This is a genomic window from Pedobacter flavus (genome assembly GCF_036324285.1).
In the GTDB taxonomy this organism is placed as follows: Bacteria; Bacteroidota; Bacteroidia; order Sphingobacteriales; family Sphingobacteriaceae; genus Pedobacter; species Pedobacter flavus.
Genome location: NZ_JAZDQU010000001.1, coordinates 468,988 through 489,811 on the forward strand (window position 1 = coordinate 468,988; position 20,824 = coordinate 489,811).

Annotated in this window: 18 protein-coding genes; 8 read left to right on the forward strand and 10 right to left on the reverse strand. The window is 33.5% G+C overall.

The window, feature by feature from the left end; genetic code table 11:
- From VRU49_RS02160 to VRU49_RS02200, 9 genes are all read right to left on the reverse strand, one after another.
- Entirely contained in the window at positions 1 to 1,956 is a 1,956-nt protein-coding gene (locus VRU49_RS02160) for a hypothetical protein (RefSeq protein WP_330145131.1), read from the reverse strand.
- Between the two features lie 45 nt (positions 1,957 to 2,001).
- On the reverse strand, positions 2,002 to 2,385 hold the full coding sequence (locus tag VRU49_RS02165; protein ID WP_330145132.1) for a hypothetical protein: 384 nt from the start codon (positions 2,383 to 2,385) through the stop codon (positions 2,002 to 2,004).
- A 33-nt stretch (positions 2,386 to 2,418) separates the two neighbouring features.
- Positions 2,419 to 2,694, reverse strand: coding sequence for an SBBP repeat-containing protein (locus VRU49_RS02170; RefSeq protein WP_330145870.1), 276 nt, complete (start codon positions 2,692 to 2,694; stop codon positions 2,419 to 2,421).
- Positions 2,658 to 2,873, reverse strand: coding sequence for a hypothetical protein (locus VRU49_RS02175; RefSeq protein ID WP_330145133.1), 216 nt, complete (start codon positions 2,871 to 2,873; stop codon positions 2,658 to 2,660). Before VRU49_RS02175 ends, VRU49_RS02170 begins: the two co-directional genes overlap by 37 nt.
- Positions 2,861 to 4,051, reverse strand: a complete 1,191-nt coding sequence (locus VRU49_RS02180; RefSeq protein ID WP_330145134.1) for a hypothetical protein — start codon at positions 4,049 to 4,051, stop codon at positions 2,861 to 2,863. Before VRU49_RS02180 ends, VRU49_RS02175 begins: the two co-directional genes overlap by 13 nt.
- A gap of 160 nt (positions 4,052 to 4,211) precedes the next feature.
- Positions 4,212 to 4,859 carry a response regulator transcription factor gene (locus tag VRU49_RS02185; RefSeq protein WP_330145135.1) on the reverse strand — a complete coding sequence of 216 codons (648 nt, stop codon included), beginning with the start codon at positions 4,857 to 4,859 and terminating at the stop codon, positions 4,212 to 4,214.
- Complete coding sequence (locus VRU49_RS02190) at positions 4,856 to 6,574, reverse strand: tetratricopeptide repeat-containing sensor histidine kinase (RefSeq protein ID WP_330145136.1); 1,719 nt, start codon at positions 6,572 to 6,574, stop codon at positions 4,856 to 4,858. The genes VRU49_RS02185 and VRU49_RS02190 overlap by 4 nt, the downstream gene beginning before the upstream one ends.
- A gap of 518 nt (positions 6,575 to 7,092) precedes the next feature.
- A complete protein-coding gene (locus VRU49_RS02195; RefSeq protein ID WP_330145137.1) occupies positions 7,093 to 8,892 on the reverse strand; it encodes a hypothetical protein in 1,800 nt (599 codons plus the stop codon).
- A gap of 47 nt (positions 8,893 to 8,939) precedes the next feature.
- Positions 8,940 to 10,652: a hypothetical protein gene (locus tag VRU49_RS02200; RefSeq protein WP_330145138.1), complete on the reverse strand. Its 1,713-nt coding sequence runs from the start codon at positions 10,650 to 10,652 to the stop codon at positions 8,940 to 8,942.
- 123 nt (positions 10,653 to 10,775) lie between these two features.
- Between VRU49_RS02200 and miaB the strand changes: the two genes are divergently transcribed.
- The 8 genes from miaB to VRU49_RS02240 all read left to right on the forward strand — a co-directional run bounded on the left by miaB (position 10,776) and on the right by VRU49_RS02240 (position 18,294).
- On the forward strand, positions 10,776 to 12,191 hold the full coding sequence (gene miaB / locus VRU49_RS02205) for a tRNA (N6-isopentenyl adenosine(37)-C2)-methylthiotransferase MiaB (RefSeq protein WP_330145139.1): 1,416 nt from the start codon (positions 10,776 to 10,778) through the stop codon (positions 12,189 to 12,191).
- Between the two features lie 4 nt (positions 12,192 to 12,195).
- On the forward strand, positions 12,196 to 13,419 hold the full coding sequence (locus VRU49_RS02210) for a sigma 54-interacting transcriptional regulator (protein WP_330145140.1): 1,224 nt from the start codon (positions 12,196 to 12,198) through the stop codon (positions 13,417 to 13,419).
- Positions 13,420 to 13,428: 9 nt separating this feature from the next.
- Complete coding sequence (locus VRU49_RS02215) at positions 13,429 to 13,929, forward strand: LptE family protein (protein ID WP_330145141.1); 501 nt, start codon at positions 13,429 to 13,431, stop codon at positions 13,927 to 13,929.
- A 33-nt stretch (positions 13,930 to 13,962) separates the two neighbouring features.
- Complete coding sequence (locus VRU49_RS02220; RefSeq protein WP_330145142.1) at positions 13,963 to 14,928, forward strand: hypothetical protein; 966 nt, start codon at positions 13,963 to 13,965, stop codon at positions 14,926 to 14,928.
- A gap of 12 nt (positions 14,929 to 14,940) precedes the next feature.
- Complete coding sequence (gene secG, locus VRU49_RS02225; protein ID WP_330145143.1) at positions 14,941 to 15,276, forward strand: preprotein translocase subunit SecG; 336 nt, start codon at positions 14,941 to 14,943, stop codon at positions 15,274 to 15,276.
- Positions 15,277 to 15,481: 205 nt separating this feature from the next.
- Positions 15,482 to 15,775, forward strand: a complete 294-nt coding sequence (locus VRU49_RS02230) for a co-chaperone GroES (RefSeq protein WP_330145144.1) — start codon at positions 15,482 to 15,484, stop codon at positions 15,773 to 15,775.
- Positions 15,776 to 15,850: 75 nt separating this feature from the next.
- The gene (gene groL / locus VRU49_RS02235) at positions 15,851 to 17,491 is read left to right on the forward strand and encodes a chaperonin GroEL (RefSeq protein WP_330145145.1); all 1,641 of its coding nucleotides are present in this window, start codon (positions 15,851 to 15,853) and stop codon (positions 17,489 to 17,491) included.
- Positions 17,492 to 17,637: 146 nt separating this feature from the next.
- Positions 17,638 to 18,294, forward strand: coding sequence for an MgtC/SapB family protein (locus VRU49_RS02240; RefSeq protein ID WP_330145146.1), 657 nt, complete (start codon positions 17,638 to 17,640; stop codon positions 18,292 to 18,294).
- Here the strand turns inward: VRU49_RS02240 and VRU49_RS02245 are convergent.
- On the reverse strand, positions 18,275 to 20,800 hold the full coding sequence (locus tag VRU49_RS02245) for a glycoside hydrolase family 2 protein (protein ID WP_330145147.1): 2,526 nt from the start codon (positions 20,798 to 20,800) through the stop codon (positions 18,275 to 18,277). The two genes, VRU49_RS02240 and VRU49_RS02245, sit on opposite strands and share 20 nt — an antisense overlap.
- Positions 20,801 to 20,824: the final 24 nt, after the last annotated feature.

The window sequence follows — 20,824 nt, forward strand, 5'->3', positions numbered from 1 at the left end:
TTACTTAAAAAATATATCTGTACTCGTCCCTGAGATTACACCGCCCTGCACAATACCGATGCCGGCAAAACCGTGTAGCGGTTTTCCTGAAGTAGAAATTTTTAGGGAGAATACAGGCATTCCATTCAGGTAAAGGAAGATATCATCACCCAATTTGTCAAGCCGCAAAAAGTTATCATAACCTTTAAAGTCACTGGAAGCCATCCACCCGCCGCTGGAGTTTGGATTTGTAAAATAAGTCCACTCATCTGTATTGGGGTTATACAACCTTAGGCAAAATTTTTGTTTACCCGGATGGATCATGTACAAAAGTTTGCTCTTTGCTTTGCCGTTTCCTTCATCTATATCAATCAATATTCCGCATGTGCCGTTGTCATATCCTTTTTTATTGACCTTATAAAAAACTCCATAACTGTATGCGGCAACTTTTATTTTATTTAATTCCGCGATCGACCAGGAATAACCTTCATCTGTAGATTTAAATTTAAAAACCCCGTTATCTATAGTGCGGTCCATATTAGCGTAGCTGGCAGGTATATCGGAAAATTGCCAATACTTATTGCCCACCATATTCCAACTGCGAAGGCTTTTATAATCCTCGGATTTATAAATTAGTTTATCATCTTCATAAAAGCCTGAGTGAAATTTGCCCTTTCCCTTTTTCAAATAATTATAGTAAGCGTATCCATTCTTCTTCCCATTGGCAAACATTCCTTCAAACGAATGACCATCGCCGGTCTTAACCTCTCCAGGGCCATGAAGTTGGTTATCTACCCAATAACCTGAGTACAAATTATCGCTTGCATCTACCGCATTTCCAAAGCCATCAGCTTTTCCGTTTTTGATAGAGCCATAATAATAAATGGTGCTCTCCGGCTTGCCCGGTTGCGGAATCTTCATTTTTCTGTCGGGGGTAAATGGTCCATTTTTACCAAAAAATGTTGGAATTTCATCGCCCCAGGCATCTTTGATATATGCCCTTTCTTTCTCATTAAATTCTGCTTTAAATTCCATTTCTCGCTTGTAAACACCCCAATCGTTGATGCCTAATTGTTTGAGGTTTTTATGTTTGCCTAATAGCTTAAGTGTATAAGGCAAGCCCGCATCGGCTGCCTTTTTCAGGTAGGGGTAAGCCGCTTCTTTGGTGTCTTTTGTATATCCCTTCAGTGTATGAAGACCATAGGAATTCATTGCTTCGGCATCGCCCCCGTCAGCATATTTTTTTAGTTCCTCCGTGTATAGGTCCGCTTCGAAATCAGAAACCTTAAAAAAGTCATAATGATCTTTCATAAACTCCTTAACCCTTGCTTTTTCGATTGCTTTTATGCCGCTTATATTGTGGTACCTGCGGATAATTTCAAAATCGTCAAAGGTCAGCAGTTGCCTTAAGGATGGGATGTCTTTGGTGTCTTCTGCAATTATGGAAGGATAGCGGGGTAAAGCAATCGCTGCGCTAAGCGCAATGTTGTGCAAAAATTCTTTGTCTTGTTTGATGATAAGGTCCTTGAGCAGCATCTTAAAGGTTTTATTATCCCCATAGCCGTAATAAATATGACCGAGCAAATGTGGAAAATCATCTATCCACGATTTCAGCAGATTGTTCATCTCTGTTTTTTGCGCATCATCGGCATATAAGTAGGCACTGGCCGTTATCGATTCATTCATTATTTTATAATCTCCTACCTCCTTCCAAAAATTAATTCCATGAAAGGGCATGGCTACATCAATCAGGTCCCTTTTTGCGGGAAAACGTTTTTTAAGTCTTTCCATCGATTTTACGGCTGTATAACCGGCAATATCAAAATCGGCAACCAGGGCCATCAGTTCTTCAAAGTTTCCTGTAGCTTCTTTTTTAAGAAATGCTGAATAGGCCTCCAGGGCACGAGCGCTTCGTTCATCATAGTATATCTTCACTTTTGTTTCGTTGCCCGTTTTCACTGTTCCTACTGAATTCATTGCTAAAACATTGGCTTCGGATGCACTAAACCCTGCCCTTGAAAATTATGGTGCATTCATCTTCACAACAGCAACGGCCACTTCTTTTAAAAGATATTTATTTGCCCGCTGTTCCTCTGCAGCTTTTTGTTTGGCTTCCCTTTCTTCCCGGTTTGCTTCCCATTTTTTTTGGTTGGCAGTACGTTCTGCATCTAATTCGGCTGAGGTTTTTTTACCCGCCTGGCGCTTCCACATATCCGTCATTTCCTGCACGGCCTGCTCATTCATTTTAAATTGGGAGGTTTTCGTGTTGCCGTATTCCCGTCCTTTCCGGATGGATTCCAGGTAATTGTTTAATTCCTTTTGGCGTTGTTCGTCGTGAACATATTGCCCGTTTACCTGAATACTAAAGAAAACCGACAGTACCAGTAAAAGAAATGTTTGTCTCATAATAATGTAATTTATAAACTTATCATTGTTTCTTTACTTCTGTTTTAAAATAGAAAGCTGCTGTACATGTGTGCCGGTTTTTCTGCCCTGCACAGCCATATAAATCTTACCCAGCAGGTATTTCAGTTTAACCACCTCTCCGAATTTCAAAAAATTGTCGGTACCTACGAGTGTTTGTCCGCTTGAGGAAATTTTATAAATAGAAATGCCTTCTTTATTGTTCCCATTATTGGCGTACCCGGTATAATACAAGTTGCCCTGTTCGTCGAATGCTATATCGCTGTCGCTTTCATTGCCAACACAGCCAATACAATACTGCCTTTAAAGCCCAATGCCCCGGAAAGCGCTATTAGCATCTCCTGCCTGCCAGCCTGTGTGCTCGACACACCGATGGGTGTGCCTTGCTCAAGGTCGTAGGCATAAACAACCAGAAGTGCAGAAAATATGGCGATGTCAATGACCCAGAGCCATTGGTTTAATCTTTCCATAGAAGGTTGCGTACCACCCCCAGCGTAATTAATCGGGTTTTGTATTTATTTTCTGAGCCATTCGGTAATTCAATGGAATAGCGTTTAGACCCAAAGCCTACATTTGCTCCCCAACGCTTTTCTCCCCGCCAGATCAGGTTCCATCCTATGCCCCAAAATAAGCCGTCGGCGTTGTAATCTGGGGCCTGCCGCTCACCAATATTATTGACAGTGTAGTAGTACCCGCTTGTATAACCCAGGTCAGCATATATCCCGCCAATAAACATTGCCAGGATGTTCTCTGCGCTGGTTTCGCTATTTGGCCCAAAGGTAAATGGCCGAAGGCGGGCATATAAATGATTTCTGCGGGTTTGCATGGTGCTAAACTTCTGGCGGGCGTAATCATAATGTAATTCAATGGTAGCACGAACATCATTGTTTTTGTCGTACGGAAAATTGACCAGCGTTGTCCCAAAGTCAACATCTATTCCCATGTCGCCGGAGGTAATGGCAGAAAGAGCAAATTGTACGTCGTAGAATCCTATTAACGGCTCTCTTTCAGAGTGTTTTGAAGGACTTCCTTCCTGTTCTTTGGCCACTGGTGAAACTGAAGGGTTGCTAGGAATTGAAGTCTGCCCAGTATTCTGAGTCTTGGTATCAACCTTTATAATGGCCACGTCAAATGTCCCTTCCATCGTCTTTTTTGCACCTTTCACTGGCAATTGCTGTATTACTTCGCAATAAAATTTCCCCTTTACGCGATCGCCGGTAATGCTTTCTATTTCTATGAATCCGAATTCAGGGCTTACTGCCGACATCCACTCCTGAGAGATTTTTTCATTCGTTATCTGAGAGTAATAGGCTTCCGTTTCATAATCGGTCGACGGTCCGCCCGGTATGAAATCCAACAGTCTGCTGCTTGAATTAAACAGGTATTTGCCTTTGGTAAAACTCTCAATCTCGTTGGTAGTGGGCTTTATTCTGATTTGAAAGTTATGTGAAATACTGCCTTTAGTGTTGGCAAAAATTGCAAGCGAACGGTCTTCACGGATAAATGCTCCGGCCAGGTTCAGGTCGTGTGTGGTGCCATCACTCATCTTAACTACAAAACGACTGGAGGGCTGAGCAAATACTAATCCCATGGATAGTACCAGCAGAAGTATTAAAACTAAAGGTTTCTGAATTTGTGGTTTATTCATTGTTTAATGGTTGAAATTTAATCCTATCAGGTTTTGATGACGAGATAGTAGACAACGAAAATCTTACAAAATCAAATGTTAAACAATGGGCTGAACAGCCCATTCTGGAAGTTAATGGAACGGTCAGGTTAGACTTCTTCCATCTCATATGAACCTTTTGCTAAATTAAACCTTCGCGTTTAGCTTTATCCACTAACTCTACCCGGTTCTGCACCTGCAGTTTTCGGTAAATATTTTCAATATGGCGCTTTACAGTAAAAGGGGAGATGAATAATGTTTCCGCAATTCGTTTATTGGTGTACCCCTCTCTCAGGTATTCAAGCACCTCTATTTCGCGGTCAGTAAGCTCTGAAGAATCGCTAACCTTGACAGAAATGCTTACAGTCGATCGCTTTAAAGCCTGCAGGGCCTTAAAAGCTATTGATGGCGACATCACAGCTCCGCCATTCAAGGTGTCGATTATGGTTTCATAAACTTTTTCGGCTTTTGTTTCTTTCAAAATGTAGCTGTCGGCTCCAGCTTTAATGGCATTAAAGATATGATCATCGTCATCATAAATCGTCATTATTACAATTTTGATATGGGAGAATTGCTGTTTAACTTTTTTTACCGTTTCTATGCCATTCATTATGGGCATTTCGATATCCATTAATATTAAGTCTAAATCATTGTTTATTGCTAATAACTCGAGAAATTCGACTCCATTTTGGGCTGTGTAAATAATAGAAATATCAGCGTATACCGTAAGTTTTTCTTCTATGGCTTTTAATGCATAAAAATTATCTTCTGCGATAGCGATTTTTATCATTCTTTAATGGCGATTTTAATTGTATAAGCTGTTCCTTTTCCTAATCCAGTATCTAAAATAATAATTCCGTTTATGGCTTTAATTCTACTTTCAATATTTCTCAATCCGAAAGATTTGCTTTTTTCTTTTTCGAATTCAAAGCCTATTCCATTATCTATAATTTTTATAGTTAAATCGTCCTCCAATTGTTGTATATCTATTAAAATTTCCGAAGCATTAGCATATTTAATAGCGTTGTTAATGATTTCCTGAACCGACCTAAACAGATTTATTGCCTGCTTTGAGTTAAGGTTGAAATTGTTGGATACTTCGAAATTCAAATTAAATTTTAGATCATCTTTTGCTTCTGATGCGTTATTTATAAAATTAAGAATTTTTGACTTTAAATCTTGAAGATGTATTTCACCTGAGTTTAAAACCCATAAAGTATTTTTAAGTTCTGCAATTGAATTTTCCGAAAAATCAGATAAGGTGTTTAATTTGCTTTTTACAGTTTCGTCTAATTTTGAAGATGCTCGCTTTAAACCATCAATAATTGAATTTATGAATGTGAGTTGTGAACCCAAACTATCGTGCAAATCCATTGAAATTTCTAATCGTTGTTCTTGTATCTTAGCGTGTATCTGCTCTTTTAAAAGTTCATTTTCTAGGCCTAATTTTTGATACTCCAATTTTGACTTTATACGGAAATTTCGAAAAACTATAATCCCAATAATAATGCTTACTGCTGATAAAATCAGCCAAATACTTTTTTGTTTCGATATGTATTTGCTTTCAGCTATTTCTTTTTCCTTTTTTTCAGTTTCATATTTTATTTGATAATCATAAACAATTTTTGCCTTTTCGGCATTGAATAAGGAATCTTTAAGTGCCACATATTTATTCAAATATTGTGTTGCCAACTTATAATCACCAGTTTCATTTTTTAGTAAATGGCTATAATAATAAAAGTCAATAAGTTTTTCAGGGCTTCCACTTTTTAGCGCATAGTAATTTGCAGAATCAATAAGTTTTTCAGCTTTTGAATGATTTTTTAATCGTCTTTCAATATCCAATAAATTACTATATAGTGTAGCAAAATGATATACGTCGTTATAATCATTTGAGTATTTAAAAGATAATTTAAAATACTTTTCGGCTGTTTCATATTGCTTTAACTTTTTATGCGTATTCCCTAAATTATTATAGGAATAAGAACTGTCGCTCGCATTTAATGCAAAAGGTAAAGCATTCAAATGACTTTCAATTGCTTTTTGATACTGCTTACTATCGTCATAATTAATCCCCAAATTATTATAAGCATACCAAAGCATGTTTTTATCTACAACATCGGCATTATCTTGTACGGTTTTAACAACAAGGTTAGCATATTCTATTCCTTTTGTATAATCGCCAAAATCATGATAGGCAAGAGAAAGATTGTTATAAGTAATGGCAAGAAATTTATAGTTTTCGGCTTTTAAATAATTTTCGGAACTTTTTATGAGATAGGGAATTCCGGTTTCGAAATCGTATGAATTACACAAAGTTTTGCCTATTTCGCGATTAATATGTCCAATAACCAACTCATTGTTTTGCTTCCCGAAAAATTCAACATAACGCTTATACCATTTTAAAGCTTCCGCTTTATTTTTATGTTGACCAGAAAATAATGATGCGAGATCCTGAAATACAGCCAGTTGAACGTCCTCAGGCAAACTGCCAGTTGCTAACATTAGCTCATATGTAGAATTTAAGTTTTGTTGATTTTTACTAGTAGTTTTATTGGTTGATATATCATTATTCTTATTTCTACAAGAATTGAAAGTTAGTATTGTTATAATGAAATATAACCAAAACAGTTTTATAAATAATTTCAAACGTAAGCTCTCCTAAGATAAAAAATGCTTTAATATGTAATTGTTAAAATAAAAATAATTTTATTAAAACATTGTTGTTTCGTAAATTAATAAATATTTAGGAAACTAAAATTCAATAGTTTAGAATTCATCGCTAATGAAGTTTAAGATAAGAATGAATTCAATTTTTACTTTTTTTGTAAAAAGTGAATAGCGACCAATGTTTTATAAGTTAGTAATTGAATTCTTATTTAAATCCATATTTTTTGACTTTGTGATGTATATTTAAACATGAACAACTGTTATTTTCATTTAGTCTACAAAAAGCTCTTGCAAATGAACTGTTGAAAAACCAATTAACTAAATAAACCTACCACTCTTAATTGCTGAATTAATCACTTTTTCGGAGAATTCCTTTGCTGGCGCTTTTCCTTATTCGATTTCATATTATCTAAATATCCTTTAATACTCTCAAAGGTTTCAAATTTATTACTAATCTCTAATTCCTTTTGCGGAGTAACGCCAACGCTCGATTTAATCCCAACAAATAAGGTCTTCCATAAATAATTAAAGAAAGAGGCACTTAAATTCCTATTATTTACAAAATCTACCTTTCTAACTGCAGATCCTTTTGTTGGATTACTTTCTTCAACCACTAAATTATTTATTAAGAAAGAAGCCAAAAGATTTTTTTTCAACCTATTACCTTCTTTATCCCGCGTAAGTACTTTAAGATTTAAATCTTGATATTTTAGTTCCATCTTTCCTCTGGCAATTTTTTCTGTTGCCTCAAAATTAAAAGTTAAACTATTAACATCACCTGATGCAATTTGCATCATTCCTATCGGTCTAGTTATTCTATTTAACAATTTACCATTAATAGGCCCCATCTTCCCATCAATATCAAATAAGCCATTACGGCTATTTAAATAAAAATTTATTTTTAAATCTAATTTACCTGAACCCATTAAATAGGTAGTTAAATCGGCATTTGCTATGGGATTTAAAGTCTTGGCTAAAGAATCGTTTGTGATATTAAAAAACTTACCACTTGTCTTAAAAAAGTCTATTTCCCCCTTTGTATAACTATCTCTATCAAACTCCGAATAGGTAACGTCAATATCCTTTAATTCAGTTTCCTTAATATTTATAGTATGAGGAAATTGTTGTAATAATTGATGCGGAAACAGAGGAACATAATTTCTAATTTTTTGAGGTAATCTATTGTCGGCATGCACTATTATTTTGCCTGAAGTAATATTAAGTTTATCCGCAATTATTTCTTGATTTGCAATGAAATTTGGCAAACTTAATTGTTCAAACTCTAATGTATTAACGTTAATCGTTAACCTATCCTTTGCAAATCCTGCAATTCTGCCAAACTTCTCCTCATTGTATAAGGGTATAACATTTAATCCTTTCAGTATTAATTTACCAGATTTTGTGGTATAGGAAAGTTTATCAAACTTAATATTATAAAAATCGTCGGATGTAAAATAGCTTTGATTGGAAACGGAAAAATTAATTTCCTTAAACAAATATATCCTTGACGTATCTTGTGCCGAATTTTCATCCACTAAATACGCCTTCCCAACTATATTTAAATTATTTATAGAATCTATTATCGGATTAAAGCCATTTAAATCTACATACTTAAACCTTACGCTTTTTAATGAGATTTCTTGTATATCCAATTTAGAGGCAAACTTCGAAATAAATTGATATGGTGAAATTCTAGGAGCTGGGCGCAGATTTCTGTTATAAACAAAATTTTTATTCAGCATGGTGAGTGAAGGCTGATGAAAAATTAGTTTTTGAACTTCAATCTCATTATTAAAATAAAACTTTAGTGGATGAAATCTCCTTAATTGAAGTTTCTTTAAAGTAAGTTCATATAAATTATCGGGAGCCTTTTTTTGTTCTACAAGCTTTTTATATCTTTTCTCATTAGAAAATATTCTCACATCATTAAATGTCGCATTACCTGTTAAAAAATTTAAATTGATATCTGAGAACTCAACATTATACAATTGGTCGGTTGAGTTATTTACCAAGACTTTAAGTTCCCGAGTTAATACAGGCTTAATTTTATAACTTAAATACCATGAACCAATTGTGGCAATTACTAATAATAATGAAATAATTGATGTTGTATAAACAATTACTTTAAAACCATTAATTCTTTTAAAAAGCATCCGTGAACTATAAATATTAGCCACAAGATAATACAAAAGTTTAATAATTATTTACCTTTTGGTTGTGGCGGACTTTTCATAGGTATATTTCCAATACCAACTGTTTCTCTTATTCCTGTAAATACACTTTTCCATAATAGATTAAAAAAAGAGGCGGTAGGCGGTCTATTAAAATCTATTTTCCCTTTTCTAATCTCATCATTCTTTAGAGTCGGATTATCACTTTTAATTAAAATCTGGTTCGCCAAAAATGTTAAAAATCCCTTACTTTTTAACCGTCGATCTTCATTTTTCAATAATTCAATTTTTAAATCTTTATACAAAAAAGTAAGTGTCCCTACGCCTTTTGTCCAGTTACCAGTGGCATTAAATTGTAAACTATTAACCAACCCACTTTTCACTTTTACCATTCCTAAATTACTAGAGAGCTCATTTAATTCTTTCAAGTCAAATTTCCCAATTGAACCAGAATAATCAAATCTTCCCAAATCATCGTCTAAATGAAAATCAATTTTCACATTTAGATTTCCCGAACCCATTATTTTAGCGTTCAAATTAGCGCTAGCCTTGTTATTTATGGTTATCCGCTTTGCATCATTCGTAACATTAAGTATCCTACCATTTAAATTACTCAGATAAAAAGTCCCCTTTCGATTTGTCTCTCCACTATATTCAGTATAGGCTACATCTATATTCTTAATTAAAACAGTATCTATTGTGGTGTGATATTTTAATCTTTTTAAAATTAAATGGGGGAAATTTTTTCCTTTGTCAATCTTAGGTGGAGGTATTGATCTGTTCAAAAAAACGTTAACTTTTGCATCACTCAGTTTCAAACTATTAATCAATATTTTATTTTTCCTAAACAAGGAAACATAATCTAGTTCCTTGACTTCAATTGCATCAAATTTTAAATCATACCTGTCTTTTTGAACGGAATATTTACGACTAAACTCCATTTCATTATATATCGGATTAAGTTTTAAACCAATAACATTTATCCGTTTATTTTCCAGATCCCCTTTTAAAGAATCTATCTCTAAATTGTACATTCCATCCTTTGTTTTAGTACTAATTTGGCTAAAGTCATAATTAATATTTTTAGAATAGAAGACTGTTGAAACGTTATTTTCCGCTAACGAATCCACTAAAAAATCTGTCAAAATCAGTTTGATTTTTTTTACTTTATGAATAGCTCCACGCTGTAATTTCTCCTCGAAATATTTAAAATCGGCCTCCGCTAAAGTGATTCTTTTAATATGTAAAAGCTTTATTTCGTTTGAAATAACTTGATATAAACTCTTTTTTAATTGGGCTGTATCAGAATTTATACCTTCTTCGTTATGTCTTACTATTATTGATGGTTTAGAAAGCAATAAATCATTAATTTTTATTTCCCGTTTAAACAAAGCTTTTAAATAACCCAAACCATATAACTTAAATTGTTTGGCATTTACCTTAACCAAAAATCTTGGCGCTTTATTTACTTTCTTTAATGAATCAAAAACCCGCTCATTGGGCTCAATTATTAAACTATCTAAATTTAAACCACCTCCAAACAGATTAACTTTTGCGGTTTTAAATGATAGTTTATATAAACCCGAAGACCCCTTATTTACTGTTGCTGTTAACTTTTCTTTTAATAATGGTTGTGAAAAAGCATTGATATAAACAGTTATAAATAGAACCAATATCAATAAAATTCCAATTGAAATAGAAATCCATTTTAATGCGCGCTTCCATTTTAAATTTATCTGCATAAATAGGGCTTTAATAGTATAAGACACCACATTTATATATTTGTTTGAATTTGATCATATTTTATGCTGACAAATTGTCATTTGTATTATTTTTTATTAAATTTGTTTCCCAATTTCAATTTTATGATGGATTTTAAATTAGTAGATAAAGAACACGATGAAGCGCGACAAGGAGAAGCCTTAGTTATTGAAAATAACAATGCTATTTCTACTAAAAAACTATATATAGAGAGTTATGGTTGCCAAATGAATTTTGCTGACAGCGAGATTGTGGCGTCTATACTATCCGAAACAGGATATGCTACAACTAATAATTATCAGGAAGCAGATGTGGTTTTCATAAACACATGCTCCATTAGAGACAATGCTGAGCAACGTGTAAGAAATCGTTTATCTCAATTTGGGATTGAAAAAAAGAAAAATCCTGGGTTAGTAATTGGCGTTCTTGGCTGTATGGCAGAACGTTTAAAAGCAAAATTCTTGGAAGAAGAAAAATTAGTTGATGTAGTAGTTGGTCCAGATGCTTATAGAGATTTGCCTCAATTATTAGCGGATGCTGGAGAAGGAAATAAAGCTGTAAATGTTTTATTATCTAGAGAAGAAACCTATGCTGACATTAATCCTGTTAGATTAAATAGTAATGGTATTACAGCATTTATCTCAATTATGAGAGGATGCGACAATATGTGTTCATTCTGTGTGGTACCTTTTACTAGAGGAAGAGAAAGAAGCAGAGACCCACATTCTATTATTAAAGAAGCAGAATTGCTTTTCGAACAAGGGTATAGAGAAGTTACTTTACTCGGTCAAAATGTAGATAGCTATAAATGGGGAGAAGGTGAAGATCATGTGAATTTTGCTGGATTATTAGAAAAAACAGCCTTAATTCATCCAGATTTAAGAGTAAGATTTTCTACATCTCATCCAAAAGATATTACAGACGAAGTTTTATATACTATTGCTAAATATGAAAATATATGTAATTATATACACTTGCCTGTACAATCTGGTAACAACAGAATATTAGAATTAATGAATAGAACATATACTAGAGAATGGTATATGAATAGAATTGATGCAATTAGAAGAATTATTCCTGGGTGCGCTATCTCTTCAGATATAATTGCTGGTTTTTGCTCAGAAACTGAAGAAGAACATCAAGATACTTTATCAATGATGGATTACGCAAGATATAATTTTGCCTATACTTTTTCATATTCAGAAAGGCCTGGAACTTTAGCAGCAAGAAAGTTAAAAGACGATGTTCCTGAAGAAGTTAAAAGCCGAAGACTAGCAGAAATTTTTAAAAAACAACAAGAAGATTCTCACAAATGCTTACTAGAGTTTGTAGGTAAATCTGTGAAGGTTTTAATTGAAGGATATTCTAAAAAATCTGACAAAGAATATAGAGGTCGAAATGATCAAAACGCAATGGTGGTTTTTCCAATTAGCGATAAAGTAAAGCCTGGCGACTATGTTTATGTAAATATTGAAAAATGTACTTCCGCTACATTAATAGGAACCATCGTAAATAATTAATAGAATGGATATTCAGGATATTAAAAATAGGTTTGGGATAATTGGAAACTCTCCATTATTAAACAGAGCCATTGATATTGCTCGCCAAGTTGCTCCAACAGACATGTCGGTATTAATTACCGGGGAAAGTGGAAGTGGTAAGGAAGTTTTTTCACATATTATCCATCAATTAAGTGCCCGTAAACATGGTCCATTCATTGCTGTTAACTGTGGTGCTATTCCAGAAGGAACTATAGATTCTGAGTTATTTGGTCATGAAAAAGGCTCCTTTACTGGCGCACATGAAGCTAGAAAAGGATATTTTGAAGTTGCAAATGGCGGAACTATTTTCCTAGATGAAGTTGCAGAACTTCCATTAGGCACACAGGCTAGATTACTTAGAATTTTAGAAAGTGGCGAATACTTACGCGTTGGATCATCAAAAGTTCAAAAAACTGACGTTAGAATAATTGCAGCTACAAATGTGGATGTTTACAATAGAGTTCAATCAGGTAAATTTAGAGAAGACCTTTATTATAGACTAAATACAGTTCCGTTAAAAATTCCTGCTTTGCACGAAAGAAAAGAAGATATTTATTTATTATTCAGAAAATTTTCTGCAGACTTTAGCGATAAATATAGAAGTCCAGGAATCCAATTAGAGCCAGATGCTATTCAATTATTAACAAATTATAGTTGGCCAGGAAATGTTCGTCAGTTAAAAAATATTGCCGAGCAAGTTTGTGTTTTAGAAAAGGAACGTGTTGTGCCCGCATCAGCATTGCTAAATTATATTCCAAATGAAGGAAGTAATAATTTACCTATGGCTGTAAACTCAAACAGTAAGGAAGAATTTTCGGAAAGAGATATTTTATATAAAGTTCTTTTTGACATGAAAAAGGATATGAATGATTTAAAAAAACTTGTAGCCGATATTATTCAACAAAGTGGCAATGCTCCTCATTTTATTGAAGACAGTTATGTAAATCAGTTGTATCAGGATATTAGTTCCGACAAACTAGAGCCAACATTAACGATAAAGCATCCAACTCCTACTCCATCTCATGTAAATTTCAATTACGATAATGCAACTGAGGAAGTAGAAGAATCTTTATCACTTATAGAAAAAGAAAGTGACTTAATAAAAAAGGCACTAAAAAAACATAAAGGTAAAAGAAAGTTTGCGGCTCAAGAATTAGGCATATCAGAACGTACCTTGTATAGAAAAATTAAAGAATTAGATCTTTAAAATATTTAAATGAAAAATTTCATCACGTTATTTCTAGTTATTTTATTATCAGGATGCTCCTATTCTTTTAAAGGTGCTTCTATTCCTGCAGAAATGAAAAATATTACAATTAATTATTTTGAAAATAATTCATTATTAGTTGTTCCAACATTAAGTCAGGATTTTACTGAGGCATTAAAAACAAGAATTAGAACACAGTCTAAATTAAATATTATTCAAACTGAAGGTGATGCCATTTTAGAAGGTAGAATTACAAATTATACACTAAGCCCAGTAGCTATTCAAGATAATACAAGGCCTACCGCTGGTGCAACACGTTTAACCATTAGGGTAAATGTAAAATACATCAACAATTTAGATCCAACTAAAAATTTCGAGCAATCATTTGAAAGGTTTAAGGATTTTACAACATCTAATCAAAGTTTACAAACAGCAGAACTTCAAAATATTAAAGCTGTAATTGATTTGATAACTGAAGATATTTTTAATAGAGCATTCTCTCAATGGTAAATAATTTGTAATTTCATTACCTATATTAGCGACGTGGATATCCAAACAACAGAAATAAATAGATTAGTACAGTTATTAAAAGAACCTAAAAAATTAGGGGCTAATGACCTTCTGGTTTTAGAAAGTTTGGAATCTAATGCTCCTTTTTTCTCCGCAATTCACTTATTAAAATGTGCCTTAAAAAAAGATAAGCAATCTATTGGTAAGGCTTCACTTTATGCAAGTGGCAAATTATCTAAACAATTCTTCAAATTAGAAATTAATCAGCAAGCTGAAGAAGATGACGATCAAATTTTTGAAGAAATTGGCGAAATAGATGCAGGCAATTATATAACACCAGATACTCAGGAATTAGTTGAACTAAGAAATCCAAGAAGAGAAGAAATTGTAAATACTGAGCACTCATTAATAGAAAACAATAACGCTGCGGTTGATAATGGAAATATTCCGGATGTTAAAAATCAATTTGTTGAAATTGAAACTGTAACTCCAGATGAGCCTGAGCACACCACTGTAAGTAAGTATGATGATGAAGAATTGCCTTATACATTTTTATGGTGGTTAGCGAAAACAAGAGCAGAGCATAAAGCAATATTTCAACCTTATGCTACACCTGTAAAACAAGAACCCGGAGCGCTTCAACAGCAGTATGTAGAGCATATATTTCATTTACAAACTGGAGTTGGGATAGACGATTCTATTGAACAGTTACCAGAATTAAAACCAAAAACTGGGAAAGACCTTAAAATAATTGAGGCATTTTTAGAGAATGACCCCCAAATAAAACCACCCCCACATAATAAATTAGATAACGAAAATAAGGCTAGAAAAAGTGCCGAAGATCATAACGACGTTGTTTCTGAAACTTTGGCAAGTATTTATATCGAACAAATGCTTTACCGCAAGGCCATAGAGACTTATGAAAAATTAAGTTTGAAATTTCCAGAAAAAAGCCGTTACTTTGCCGACCTTATCAAATCACTTGAGAAGAAACTATAAATTTATACAACTATGATGTTTTTAATAATCCTTTTAGTAATTGTTTGTGTTGCTTTAGCACTATTTGTTTTAATACAAAACCCTAAGGGTGGTGGTTTAGCTACTGGAAGTTCTGCTTCAAATATGTTTGGTGTGCAACGCACAGGCGATGTATTAGAAAAAGGATCATGGATTTTAATCGCTTTAGTAGTAGTTTTATCTATGTCTATTACTACAATGGCAAAAAGTGGTTCAGGAACAGGAAAATCTAGACTTAAAGATCAAGTAGATAAAGTTGTAGCACCTGCAGCAATTGGAACTGAAACTCAACAAGCTGCCCCAGCGCCAGCACCGAAAGATTCTTTATAAGAAATAAAATATTTGAAAATAGAAAACTTCGCAAGTATCCCTTGCGAAGTTTTTTTTTGCTGACAATCTGACAATTTAAAATAGAAAAACTGACTTAAATTACAGCATCAAAGAAATTATGACAATATATATTCCATTGGCATAAATTCTGATATAAACAGTAAAAGATTAAAATTTATATTAAATTAATAAATATCAAAAAAATATGGCTTTAACATTAAAACCAATCGGAGACAGAATCGTTGTCGAAGCAGCACCTGCAGAAACTAAAACTGCTTCTGGCATTTATATTCCTGAAACAGCACAAGAGAAACCACAACAAGGTACTGTAGTTGCTGTTGGCCCTGGTAAATATGCTGAACTAAGTGGCAATCTAATTCCTTTAACTACAAAGGTTGGAGATCAAGTATTATACGGAAAATATGGTGGCACTGAAGTAAGCATTGATGGTAAAGAATATCTTATTATGCGTGAATCAGATTTATACGCCATCTTATAATTTAATCCGATTTAAGTAATACACTTTAATGTGTAAATTCTAATTGATTAATTACGATTTAATTAAAAACAAAAAATGTCAAAACAAGTAAAATATAACGTTGAAGCACGTGAAGCTTTAAAAAAAGGTGTTGATACACTTGCAAATGCAGTGAAAGTAACATTAGGTCCTAAAGGTCGTAATGTAATTATTGACAAGAAATTTGGATCTCCTGCAGTTACAAAAGATGGTGTAACCGTTGCAAAAGAAATTGATTTAAAAGACCCAATCGAAAATATGGGTGCACAAATGGTAAAAGAAGTTGCTTCTAAAACAGCAGATATCGCTGGTGATGGAACTACAACGGCTACCGTACTTGCACAAGCTATCGTAACAGCTGGTATTAAAAATGTGGCTGCGGGCGCTAATCCTATGGATTTAAAACGTGGTATCGATAAAGCAGTTGCAGCTGTTGTTGCTAACTTAAAAAATCAATCACAAGCTGTTGGCGAAGACAATAACAAAATAAAACAAGTTGCATCTATCTCTGCTAATAATGACGAAGTTATCGGTTCATTAATTGCAGAAGCTATGTCTAAAGTAGGAAAAGACGGTGTAATTACTGTAGAAGAAGCTAAAGGAACTGAAACAGAAGTTAAAACTGTAGAAGGTATGCAGTTCGACAGAGGCTATTTATCTCCATATTTTGTAACGAATGCAGATAAAATGGAGGCTGACTTAGATAATCCTTATGTTCTGATTTACGATAAAAAAATCAGTAACATGAAAGAGTTATTGCCAATTTTAGAAAAACAAGTTCAAACTGGTAAACCTCTTTTAATTATTTCTGAAGATTTAGACGGAGAAGCATTAGCAACTTTAGTTGTAAACAAAATCCGTGGTTCATTAAAAGTTGTTGCTGTTAAAGCTCCAGGATTTGGTGACCGTAGAAAAGCTATGTTAGAAGACATCGCTATTTTAACTGGCGGAACAGTTATTTCTGAAGAAAAAGGAAATAAATTAGAAACTGCTGAATTAAGCGATTTAGGTCAAGCAGAAAAAATTACTGTTGATAAAGATAATACTACAATTATTAACGGAGCTGGAAATCCTGATACTATTAAAGCAAGAGTAAATGAGATTAAAGCTGCTATAGAAAATACTACTTCTGACTATGATAAAGAAAAATTACAAGAGCGCTTAGCTAAATTAGCTGGTGGTGTTGCTGTTCTTTATGTAGGTGCAGTATCTGAAGTAGAAATGAAAGAGAAAAAAGACCGTGTAGATGATGCTTTACACGCTACTCGTGCAGCGGTAGAAGAAGGTATTGTTGCTGGTGGTGGTGTTGCATTCATTAGAGCCGTAGAATCTTTAGAAGGATTAAAAGGCATTAACGAAGACGAAACTACTGGTATCGCTATCGTAAAACGTGCTATCGAAGAACCATTACGCCAAATTTGCGAAAATGCAGGTATCGAAGGTTCTATCATCGTTCAAAAAGTGAAAGACGGAAAAGCTGATTTTGGTTATAATGCGCGTACTGATGTTTTCGAAAACTTAATCGGTGCTGGTGTTATTGACCCAACTAAAGTAAGCCGTGTAGCTTTAGAAAACGCTGCTTCAATTGCTGCAATGCTATTAACTACTGAATGTGTTTTAGCAGACGAGCCAGAAGAAGGTGGCGCTGGTGCTGCTGGTATGCCTCCAATGGGCGGTGGCATGGGCGGAATGATGTAAAATTATTTTAACCTAATATATTAAGGCAGCTGCATTTTGTAGCTGCCTTTTTTATACATAATTATTTAAACCCAATATTATGTATCTTAGTTTCTACTTAAAACGCAACAGAAAATAATTCCAATTTTAGCATTAAAATTATTCATATGAATAACTTACTCGAACACGAATATCTACTAACATCTAGCGAGGTGAATAAATTTTTACTCGTAACTCTTCTTTGCGGATTAATAGGTGCTGAAAGAGAATATAGAAGTAAATCTGCCGGATTAAAAACAATGATTATGATTGGTTTAGGGTCTACGCTTTTTACAATTCTTTCAATTAAAATCGGTTTAAATGCACAAGATAGAATAGCGAGTAATATTGTTACTGGTATTGGTTTCCTAGGCGCCGGAGTTATTTTCAAGGAAGAAAACAGAGTGAAAGGGTTAACTACAGCGTGTGTAATCTGGATTGTTGCCGCTATTGGGATGGCAGTAGGCTCAGGGTATTATGAGCAAGCTATAGGTGTAACTATGGTTGTTTTACTAGCGTTAATTATCTTTCCGTTTATTGAAGATATTGGCGATAGAAGATTTACAAAAAGAGAATATAGAGTAGTAAGAAAATATGAAGAAAAAACCCTCTATCAAATTGAGCAAAACTTCAAAGAAAACAAGTTAAAAGCATTGCCTGGAAAACATGAAATGGATAATGGATTTATTACTAGCAGATGGAGCGCAATTGGAAAACCCAAAGACCATAAATTATTCGTGGAAAAAATGCTGAAGGATAACAATATTATTTCGTTTGATTTTTAACTCCCCTAAACCTTAGTTTTCGCATTAATTCTTCAGTAGTTAATGCCGTTTTAAAATGAATTTTATTTTGAATATTTGGTAGTAAATCGATAAAGTTTTTATCAAAATGCGTTAAAGGCTCATCGTTTATCCAAACAGTAAAGTTTTTTATAAACACATCACTCATTACTTCCAGATAATAACCTTCATTAGTTTTCTTAAGTTTCCAATCATAACTTAATTCAGGTAAATTTAAATCCTTTACAGGTTCGAGAAAATAAAAATTCTCAGCTAAAAGATGGCCATCCTTTTCCAATTCAGCATATATAAACTCATCCCTGGTTTTTATATCATCCAATATACCGTCTATTATAATTGCAGAATTGCCTTGTTGGAGGGATAAAAATTGATAACTGGTCTTAATTTGCTCCCCTGAAAATTTATATCTAACAACTTTTAGATTTACTCCTTCTACAAATTCATCTGAAATGATATTTACACTTAATTTATCATTCAATTTTTTCAAGTATAAAGCTTGTGGCTTAAAAGCATCCTTTATAAAATACTGAGCTGCTTTCCATTTCCCATTAAATTCTATTGCCGACCATGAAATTGCAGGCCAAACATCATTTAGTTGCCACATTAATACGCCCATATTAAAAGGCTGACTAGCCCTAGATGCTAATATTGCTAACTTCATCCCCTCTGCTTGCTGCAATTGAGAATAATAAACATAGGTTTCATCATCAGCCGGATGCTGATAATACCAATTCATATATTTTGTAAGTAGGGCATTGCCCTTATAACTTTTTTGTCTTTTACTTAATACGCTATCCGTTAATTTAGGATTTGGACCAGCAATTTCTTTAAGTGTTGACCAAGAAGGGAATGATTGAAATCCGAATTCACTATTAAACCTAGGTATATATTCAGCATAGGATTCAAATGGATACTCGCCATGATAAACACCCCAAAAATGATTATCCCCTATTTTAAAATCCTCCTTCTTACCCCAATTACTTATCGGAGAAGAATGAAAATAAAATCGATCGGGATCTAACTCTTTTAAAAGGTTAGGCAATAATTTTTTAAATAATGAATTATAACCATTTTCCAATTGAATTATATCTAACTCAGAATAACCATAGGTTTTTTGCCAACCCCAGTTTTTCCAACCTACATCAATTTCATTATTTCCACACCATATGGCTAAACTCGTTCTGTTTCTTAATCTCTTTATATTATCTATTGCTTCATTTTCTATACTTTTTAAAAAATCTGGATCAGAAGGGTACATAGTACAAGCAAATGGGAAATCTTGCCAAACCAAAATACCAAATTCGTCGGCCAAATCATAAAAATAATCACTTTCATACATCCCTCCGCCCCATATTCTAACCATATTAAAATTGCTTTCTTTCATATCTAAAAACAATTTCTTCAACTTAATAGAATCACTTTTGGGATCTGGAAGTGCATTTACAGGAACATAATTTGCACCTTTTATATAAACCAGCTGCCCGTTTATTTTAAAATAAAAACTAACTCCCAAAGAATCAGGTTCATTTACAACCTCGATATTTCGAATTCCTACGCTTAATTTTTTTGTTGAAACAATCTGATTTTCTAATTGAACTTCATAATCTAATTGATATAAGTGAGCAGCGCCCTTACCATTTGGCCACCATAATTTAGGTTGATCAATATTTATTTCACTATTAATTGCTTTAAGCCCCTTACTTAGTTTCAGCTGCTTCTTACTATAAATATGTCCATTTATATGATCCTTAACTGTAATTGTATAAATTCCATCCTTAATAACATTAATTGTAGATACAGCTGTTATTTGGCCAAGATTCTTGGATATTAATTTACCATTAATATTTATATCCGTTACTTCCGCATGTTTAATGAACGACAAGTAAGTTGGCTTCCAAATGCCAGTTGTTAGGACTCTAGGGCCAAAATCCCATCCAAATTGAAAAGGTGCTTTTCTTATCAATGGACTTATTTTTACACTTCCCCGCTCATTATCAGCCGGGTATTTTATAGAAGACAATCCCGCCAATCTTTCACCTTCCTTTAAAGTGGAGCGAAATATAATTTTAAGTTGATTTTTACCGACTTTAACATTTTTTTTAACCGGAATTTTCCAGTGTCTAAACATATTATCAGCCCTAAGAATAAGGGAATCATTTAGATAAACATCCGCAAAAGTGTCTAATCCCTCAAAATTTAATATTATTTCGTCACTTTTGATTTGAGAAGCACTAACCTTAAACTCATTTAAATAAACCCAAGATTTACCCTCTATCCAATCAATTTTAAATTCATTAGTACCTAAATATGGATGCTCAATTTTTCTATTATTTAACAAATCCAATTGTACATTGCCTGGTACTGACGCATTTAACCAATCATTAGCCTCTAATTGCTTAACTTTCCATTGCGCTAACGGATAAATTTCTTGTGCAACAACAAGTTGACTTAATAAAAGAAGAAATAAAAAAATGAATTTGTTATTCAAAGTGCTGTGTCATCTAATTCAAAC